General features: G+C 71.1%; 8 protein-coding genes. 5 read left to right on the top strand and 3 right to left on the bottom strand.

Features of this window, described 5'->3' with window-relative positions; all coding sequences use genetic code 11:
* Positions 1-290 precede the first annotated feature (290 nt).
* The 4 genes from nhaA (at position 291) to ACZ48Z_RS37735 (ending at position 3,538) form a co-directional block, all read left to right on the top strand.
* Positions 291-1,715 (top strand): Na+/H+ antiporter NhaA, encoded by a 1,425-nt coding sequence (gene nhaA / locus ACZ48Z_RS37750; protein WP_468740417.1) that lies wholly within the window; start codon positions 291-293, stop codon positions 1,713-1,715.
* A 64-nt stretch (positions 1,716-1,779) separates the two neighbouring features.
* Entirely contained in the window at positions 1,780-2,286 is a 507-nt protein-coding gene (locus tag ACZ48Z_RS37745) for a phage holin family protein (protein WP_468740416.1), read from the top strand.
* The gene (locus ACZ48Z_RS37740) at positions 2,283-3,224 is read left to right on the top strand and encodes an alpha/beta fold hydrolase (protein ID WP_468740415.1); all 942 of its coding nucleotides are present in this window, start codon (positions 2,283-2,285) and stop codon (positions 3,222-3,224) included. The genes ACZ48Z_RS37745 and ACZ48Z_RS37740 overlap by 4 nt, the downstream gene beginning before the upstream one ends.
* Before the next feature lie 128 nt (positions 3,225-3,352).
* Positions 3,353-3,538, top strand: a complete 186-nt coding sequence (locus tag ACZ48Z_RS37735; RefSeq protein ID WP_468740414.1) for a hypothetical protein — start codon at positions 3,353-3,355, stop codon at positions 3,536-3,538.
* Positions 3,539-3,558: 20 nt separating this feature from the next.
* Here ACZ48Z_RS37735 and ACZ48Z_RS37730 read toward each other — a convergent pair whose 3' ends face one another.
* The 3 genes from ACZ48Z_RS37730 to nth form a co-directional block, all read right to left on the bottom strand.
* Complete coding sequence (locus ACZ48Z_RS37730; RefSeq protein WP_468740425.1) at positions 3,559-4,758, bottom strand: MarP family serine protease; 1,200 nt, start codon at positions 4,756-4,758, stop codon at positions 3,559-3,561.
* A 120-nt stretch (positions 4,759-4,878) separates the two neighbouring features.
* Entirely contained in the window at positions 4,879-5,568 is a 690-nt protein-coding gene (locus ACZ48Z_RS37725) for an NUDIX hydrolase (RefSeq protein ID WP_468740413.1), read from the bottom strand.
* A gap of 97 nt (positions 5,569-5,665) precedes the next feature.
* Positions 5,666-6,709, bottom strand: a complete 1,044-nt coding sequence (nth, locus tag ACZ48Z_RS37720; protein WP_468740412.1) for an endonuclease III — start codon at positions 6,707-6,709, stop codon at positions 5,666-5,668.
* A gap of 252 nt (positions 6,710-6,961) precedes the next feature.
* On the opposite strand from nth, the gene ACZ48Z_RS37715 reads away from it, so the two are divergent.
* A complete protein-coding gene (locus ACZ48Z_RS37715) occupies positions 6,962-7,636 on the top strand; it encodes a Crp/Fnr family transcriptional regulator (protein ID WP_015658871.1) in 675 nt (224 codons plus the stop codon).
* Positions 7,637-7,676: the final 40 nt, after the last annotated feature.

Below are 7,676 nucleotides of genomic sequence, written 5' to 3'. Positions count from 1 at the left end.
CCCCCCCCCCCCCCCCCCCCCCCCCCCCCCCCCCCCCCCTCCCCCCCCCCCCCCCCCCCCCCCCCCCCCCCCCCCCCCCCCCCCCCCCCCCCCCCTCCCCCCCCCCCCCCCCCCCCCCCCCCCCCCCTCCCCCCCCCCCCCCCCCCCCCCCCCCCCCCCCCCCCCCCCCCCCCCCCCCCCCCCCCCCACCCCTCTTAGGTAAACTAAACAAAGCAACGTGATCCTCAAGGTGTGCCGGGAAGTCTGGTCGGCGAACAGCTTCGCCCTGCCCCCGACCGGAGGTCACCCTCATGCCCGCGCCCACCCGCAAGGTCCTCGGACGCCTGTCCCTCCCCGAGCGGACCTACGTCGCGGACGCGCTGCGCACCGAGACGGTCGGCGGGGTGCTGCTGCTCGTCGCCGCGCTCACCGCGCTGATCTGGGCGAACGTCCCCGCGCTGCACGACAGTTACCAGAGCGTCAGCCACTACCACCTGGGCCCCGCGGCCCTGGGACTCGACCTCTCCGTCGCCCACTGGGCCGCCGACGGGCTCCTCGCGGTCTTCTTCTTCGTGGCCGGCATCGAGCTCAAGCGCGAGCTCGTCGCCGGCGACCTGAAGGACCCCAGGGCGGCCGCGCTGCCCGTGGTCGCGGCCCTGTGCGGCATGGCCGTACCGGCGCTCGTCTACACACTCACCAACCTCACCGGCGGCGGCTCCCTGAGCGGCTGGGCCGTACCCACGGCCACCGACATCGCCTTCGCGCTCGCCGTACTCGCCGTCATCGGCACCTGGCTGCCGAGCGCGCTGCGCGCCTTCCTGCTCACGCTAGCCGTCGTGGACGACCTCTTCGCGATCCTGATCATCGCGGTCTTCTTCACCGCCGACATCGACCTCGCCGCGCTCGGGGGCGCGGTGGCCGGCCTCGCGGTCTTCTGGACGCTGCTGAGGAAGGGCGTACGTGGGTGGTACGTCTACGTCCCGCTCGCGCTGGTGAACTGGGCGCTGATGTACAACAGCGGGGTCCACGCCACCATCGCGGGCGTCGCCATGGGCCTGATGCTTCGCTGCACGACTCGGGACGACGAGCGGCACTCCCCCGGCGAGCGCATCGAGCATCTCGTACGACCGCTCTCGGCGGGCCTTGCCGTGCCCCTGTTCGCCCTGTTCAGTACGGGTGTCTCCCTCTCCGGCGGCGCGCTCGGCGATGTGTTCACGCAGCCGGAGACGCTGGGCGTGGTCCTCGGGCTGGTCGTGGGCAAGGCGGTCGGCATCTTCGGCGGGACGTGGCTGACGGCCCGTTTCACCCGGGCCTCGCTCAGTGACGACCTCGAATGGGCCGACGTGTTCGCGGTGGCCACCCTGGCCGGTATCGGGTTCACCGTCTCGCTGCTCATCGGGGAGCTGGCCTTCGACGGCGACGCCACGATGACGGACGAAGTCAAGGCCGCCGTACTCCTCGGCTCGCTCATCGCGGCGACCCTGGCGACCGTGCTGCTGAAGCTGCGCAACGCGAAGTACCGCAGGCTCTATGAGGCCGAGGAGCGCGACGACGACCTCGACGGCATCCCGGACATCTACGAGGAGGACGATCCGGCGTACCACCTGCGCATGGCGGCGATCCTCGAACGCAAGGCCGCCGAGCACCGCCGGATCGCCGAACTGAAGGCCGCAGAGCGCGCGCGGCTTGCCGAAGTGGCGGGCGGGGCAGGCGAGGACGACGACCGTCCGGCATGATCTGACGGGACGGTACAAAAAGACGAGACCATACGCACTTGGTCGGAAGCAGGGAGACCGCGACATGAGCGCACCCGACGGCAGCCCGGTCGGCGCCGAACGCAGCATCGGCCAGCTCTTCGCCTCGGCGACGACCGAGATGTCTGCGCTGGTGCACGACGAGATCGCACTGGCGAAGGCCCAGCTCAAGCATGACGTCAAGCGCGGCGCGATGAGCGGCGGCGCGTTCAGCGTGGCCGGCGCCGTCCTGGTGTTCTCGCTGCCGATGCTGAACTTCGCGCTGGCGTACGGCATCCGGACCTGGAGCGACTGGAACCTCGCGGTCTGTTTCCTGCTGTCCTTCGCGGCCAACGTCCTCGTCGCGCTCGTCCTCGCCCTGGTCGGCGTCGTCTTCGCGAAGAAGGCTCAGAAGGGCAAGGGCCCGCAGAAGGTCGCCGCGTCGATGAAGGAGACGGCGGGCGTACTGCAGAACGCCAAGCCCCACCCGCGGCCCGGCGACGACACCAAGGTCCTGGAGGAGCGGGTCCGAAACACGAAGGCCATCGAGGCTGTGGCACGCTCGTCGTCATGACGGATCCCGCCCCTTCTCCGGCGCAGCAGCCCGCGTCTCTCGTACGGCCCGACGGTCCCTGGACGCACCGGGACGTGGCCGCCAACGGCGCGCGCTTCCACATCGCCGAACTGGGCGACGGACCCCTGGTGATGTTCCTGCACGGCTTCCCCCAGTTCTGGTGGACCTGGCGCCACCAGCTGGAGGCGCTCGCCGAGGCCGGCTTCCGGGCCGTGGCCATGGACCTGCGCGGGGTCGGCGGCAGCGACCGCACCCCGCGCGGCTACGACCCCGCCAACCTCGCTCTGGACGTCACCGGGGTGATCCGCTCCCTCGGCGAGCCGGACGCCGCGCTGGTCGGCCACGACCTGGGCGGCTACCTGGCGTGGACGGCGGCCGCGATGCGTCCCAAGCTCGTACGGCGGCTCGCGGTCGCCTCGATGCCGCATCCCCGGCGCTGGCGCTCGGCGATGCTCTCGGACGTCAAGCAGACGCGTGCCGGTTCCTACATCTGGGGGTTCCAGCGGCCCTGGATCCCGGAGCGCCGGCTGACCGCGGACGACGGAGCGCTCGTGGCCGAGCTGATCCGGGACTGGTCCGGCCCGCGCCTGCCGGACGACGACGCGCTGGAGACGTACCGCAGGGCGATGTGCATCCCCTCGACGGCGCACTGCTCGGTCGAGCCGTACCGCTGGATGGTCCGCTCGCTGGCCCGCCCGGACGGGATCCAGTTCAACCGGCGCATGAAGCGGCCCGTGCGGGTGCCGACGCTGCATCTGCACGGCTCGCTCGACCCGGTGCTGCGCACCCGGAGCGCCGCCGGGTCCGGGGAGTACGTCGAAGCGCCGTACCGCTGGCGGCTGTTCGACGGTCTCGGGCACTTTCCGCACGAGGAGGATCCGGTCGCGTTCTCGACCGAGTTGATCAACTGGCTGAAGGATCCCGAGCCCGATCGGTGACCGTCCCACCGCGCCCGGTATCCGAACAGCGAACACCTGTCCTACGAACGGCCACTTGCCCGGCGCATAGGCCAATTGAGGGGGGTGGGGGAGGTTATCGACCTTGGGGCAGGGGCAGACGTCGGGGTATGGGCTGGACGCACGACTACAGTGACGTAGCACGCAACCGACGCTCGGGCGGTGGCCTGAGCTCCCCTCATCAGGGCGGTGCCCCGCAAGTGGCGGGCGGCACGGACCTGAGGGTGGGCATCCCGCGCATCCTGCGCCGCCGGGCCCGCTGGGTCACGGTGCGCCTGCGTCATCCCCGCGGCTGACGCGCCCGGCCCGACATCTCTCACAGCGCGCAGCTGTCGCTGTCCACCTGCTGGTTCGCGGTGCGCCCCTTGGTGATGTCCTCCTGGATCTCGTCCGCGGTGAGCGCGTAGCCGGTGTCGGCGTCGTCGAGCGACTTCGCGAAGACCACGCCGTACACCTTGCCCTCGGGGGTCAGCAGCGGGCCGCCGGAGTTGCCCTGGCGGACGGTCGCGTACAGGGAGTAGACGTCGCGGCTGACGGTGCCGCGGTGGTAGATGTCCGGTCCGTGGGCGTCGATGCGTCCGCGCACCCGCGCGGAGCGGACGTCGTACGAGCCGTTCTCCGGGAACCCCGCGACGATCGCGCTGTCGCCGCTGCCCGCGTCCTCGGACGTGAACCGGAGGGCGGGCGCCTTCAGATCGGGCACATCCAGTACGGCGATGTCGCGCCGCCAGTCGTAGAGGACGACCGTGGCGTCGTACTTGCGGCCCTCACCGCCTATCTGGACGGTGGGCTCGTCGACGCCGCCGACCACATGGGCGTTGGTCATGACGCGGCGGTCGCCGAAGACGAAGCCGGAGCCCTCCAGCACCTTGCCGCAGCTCTGGGCGGTGCCCATGACCTTGACGATGGAGCGCTGGGCGCGGGCGGCGACCGCGCTGTTCGCGAGCTTGGGGTCGGGCGGCTGGACCTCCTTGATCGGCTCGTCGGAGAACGGGCTGAAGACCTGCGGGAAGCCGTTCTGCGCGAGGACCGAGGTGAAGTCCTTGAACCAGGTGTCGGCGTCGGAGGGCAGCGCCTCCTGCACGCCGAGGAGCACCTTGGAGCCGCGGACCTCCTTGCCCACCGTCGGCATCGTGGTCTGCGCGAGGGTGGCGCCGATCAGCCAGGCGACCAGGAGCATCGCGAGCACGTTCACCAGGGCGCCGCCGGTCGCGTCGACGGCGCGGGCCGGGGACCAGGTGATGTAGCGCCGCAGTTTGTTGCCGAGGTGGGTGGTCAGGGCCTGGCCGATGGAGGCGCAGACGATGACGACGACCACCCCGACCACGGCGGCGACCGTGCCGACCTCGGCGTGGTCGGTCACCGCGTCCCAGATGACGGGAAGGGTGTAGACGGCGACGAGACCGCCGCCCAGGAACCCGATCACCGACAGGATGCCGACGACGAAGCCCTGGCGATAGCCGACGATCGCGAACCACACGGCGGCGACCAGCAACAGGATGTCCAGCACGTTCACCGGTTCGAGCCTCGCCTCATCCACTTCACCTTCACCACGGGTCGGCCGGGGTCCGGCCCGCCGCGAAGCGGCAATCGGGCACAGCGTCCCCCGGGACGACACGACACGGAGTTCACCCTGTCATGCGCGCCAGTCGAGCGGGACCTGCTTCTCGCGGTCCCAGGGGCGCTCCCAGCCCGCGTAGTGGAGGAGCCGGTCGATGATTCCGGCGGTGAAGCCCCAGACGAGGGCCGATTCGACCAGAAATGCCGGACCTCGGTGACCGCTGGGGTGGACGGTCGTCGCACGGTTGTCGGGGTTCGTGAGATCCGCCACGGGAACGGTGAAGACGCGCGCCGTCTCGTTCGGGTCGACGACTCCGACCGGGCTCGGCTCGCGCCACCAGCCCAGCACCGGGGTCACCACGAACCCGCTGACCGGGATGTACAGCTTGGGCAGCACGCCGAAGAGCCGGACGCCGGACGGGTCGAGGCCGGTCTCCTCCTCGGCCTCGCGCAGGGCGGCCCTCAGGGGCCCGTCGCCCTTCGGGTCGCCGTCCTCGGGGTCGAGCGCGCCACCGGGGAACGACGGCTGCCCGGCGTGCGAGCGCAGCGAACTCGCCCGCTCCATGAGCAGCAGTTCGGGACCGCGCTCTCCCTCGCCGAACAGGACCAGCACGGCCGACTGCCGCCCCGTGCCGTTCTCCGGCGGCAGGAAGCGGCTCAGCTGCCGCGGCTCGACCGTCTCCACGGCGCGCACCACCGGCTCCAGCCAGCCCGGCAGGCCGTCCTTGTCGATCGTCACGCCCTTGGTATGGCTCGCGCGTGTCATCGCCACCCCCGTTCTGCCGGTTCCAACGCCCGACGCCCCTGTGATCGTTCCTGGGAACGTACCCAACGGCGTGTCGCCCGGCAGGTGTTCCGGTGTGTCATCCGGCCCCCAGGGGCGGCGCGGCCTTCCCGCCCGCGTCGAGGTAGGCCTGCGGCGGATTCAGCCGCTGTCCCGGGAAGCCGCCCTTCTCGTACTTGAGGAGCTTGCGGGCCTTCTCCGGGTCGGTCTCGCCCTCGCCGTAGGCCGGGCAGAGCGGGGCGATGGGGCAGGCGCCGCAGGCCGGCTTGCGGGCGTGGCAGATACGGCGACCGTGCCAGATGACGTGGTGCGAGAGGTCGGTCCAGTCGCTCTTCGGGAAGAGCGCGGCGACCGCGGCCTCGATCTTCTCGGGCTCGCTCAGGTCGGTCCACTGCCAGCGCCTGACCAGCCGCTGGAAGTGCGTGTCCACGGTGATGCCGGGCCGGCCGAAGGCGTTGCCGAGCACGACGAAGGCGGTCTTGCGGCCGACGCCGGGCAGCTTGACGAGGTCTTCCAGCCGCCCCGGCACCTCGCCTCCGAAGTCCTCAGCCAGAGCCTTGGACAGCCCTATCACCGACTTGGTCTTGGCCCGGAAGAACCCCGTCGGCCGGAGGATCTCCTCGACCTCCTCGGGGTTGGCCGCGGCCAGGTCCTCGGGGGTCGGGTACTTGGCGAAGAGCGCCGGGGTCGTCTGATTGACCCTCAGGTCGGTGGTCTGCGCGGACAGGACCGTGGCGACGACGAGCTGGAAGGGGTTCTCGAAGTCCAACTCGGGGTGGGCGTACGGGAACACCTCCGCGAGCTCGCGGTTGATCCGGCGGGCGCGGCGGACCAGGGCGGTGGGCGACTCGGCCCCCGGCGGCTTCACGGCGACCTTCTTGAGCGGCGCCTTTTTCACGACGGCTTTCTTGGCGGCAGCCTTCTTGGCGGCGCCCTTCTCCGTCGCGCTCCGCTCCGTCGCGCCCTTCTTCGCGGCGCTCCGCTCCGTGGCGCCCTGCCTCGTGGTGGCTGTCTGCACAGCCTCCGGAACCTTCTTCACCACAGCCTTCTTCGTCGCTTTTGCCGCTTTCTTTCCACCACTGGAGGCTTGTTCGCCCACGGCGGAATCCCGACCTTCAACCACCCGCCCAGCCCCCTCGGCCTGCGCTCTCACCGGCGTTTTGGACACCCGGCCAGCCTAGGGCCCGACACTGACAATCGCCCCGGACCCGAAAGATCGGCCCCCGATTGGACCCCTGCCGCTTACCCGTGGACAGGTGTACGGCATCCTTGTGACAGATCACACTGTTTGGACCGTCCGGCAAAATGGGCACCACGGTCCCTTGGTACCAAGGGGGAACAAGATCCCCTGAGCAGGTCGACAAGGAGAGAACTCGTGGACGACGTTCTGCGGCGCAACCCGCTCTTCGCGGCACTTGACGACGAGCAGTCCGCGGAACTGCGCGCCTCCATGAGCGAGGTGACCCTCGCGCGAGGCGACTCCCTGTTCCACGAGGGCGACCCGGGCGACCGGCTCTACGTCGTCACCGAGGGCAAGGTCAAGCTCCACCGCACCTCCCCCGACGGCCGCGAGAACATGCTCGCCGTGGTCGGACCCGGCGAACTCATCGGCGAGCTGTCGCTGTTCGACCCGGGCCCGCGCACGGCGACCGCCACCGCGCTGACCGAGGTCAAGCTGCTGGGCCTCGGTCACGGCGACCTCCAGCCCTGGCTGAACGCCCGCCCCGAGGTGGCCACCGCACTGCTGCGCGCCGTCGCCCGCCGGCTGCGGCGCACCAACGACGCGATGTCCGACCTGGTCTTCTCGGACGTCCCCGGCCGCGTGGCCCGCGCGCTCCTCGACCTCTCGCGCCGCTTCGGTGTGCAGTCCGAGGAGGGCATCCACGTCGTCCACGACCTCACGCAGGAGGAGCTGGCCCAGCTGGTCGGCGCCTCCCGCGAGACGGTCAACAAGGCCCTCGCGGACTTCGCCCAGCGCGGCTGGCTCCGCCTGGAGGCCCGCGCGGTGATCCTCCTGGACGTCGAGAGGCTCGCCAAGCGCTCCCGGTGAGCGCATGAACGTACGAACGACGTAGAGGGCCCCGCCACAC

This window comes from Streptomyces sp. NPDC031225 (genome assembly GCF_055570355.1).
This window is presented reverse-complemented; position numbering and strand designations above follow the sequence as displayed.

What these genes read in the sequence shown, in the direction of transcription:
- nhaA (WP_468740417.1), top strand. Translation starts at nt 291, where the DNA reads ATGCCCGCGCCCACCCGCAAGGTCCTCGGACGCCTGTCCCTCCCCGAG.
- ACZ48Z_RS37745 (WP_468740416.1), top strand. Translation starts at nt 1,780, where the DNA reads ATGAGCGCACCCGACGGCAGCCCGGTCGGCGCCGAACGCAGCATCGGC.
- ACZ48Z_RS37740 (WP_468740415.1), top strand. Translation starts at nt 2,283, where the DNA reads ATGACGGATCCCGCCCCTTCTCCGGCGCAGCAGCCCGCGTCTCTCGTA.
- ACZ48Z_RS37735 (WP_468740414.1), top strand. Translation starts at nt 3,353, where the DNA reads ATGGGCTGGACGCACGACTACAGTGACGTAGCACGCAACCGACGCTCG.
- ACZ48Z_RS37725 (WP_468740413.1), bottom strand. Translation starts at nt 5,568, where the DNA reads ATGACACGCGCGAGCCATACCAAGGGCGTGACGATCGACAAGGACGGC.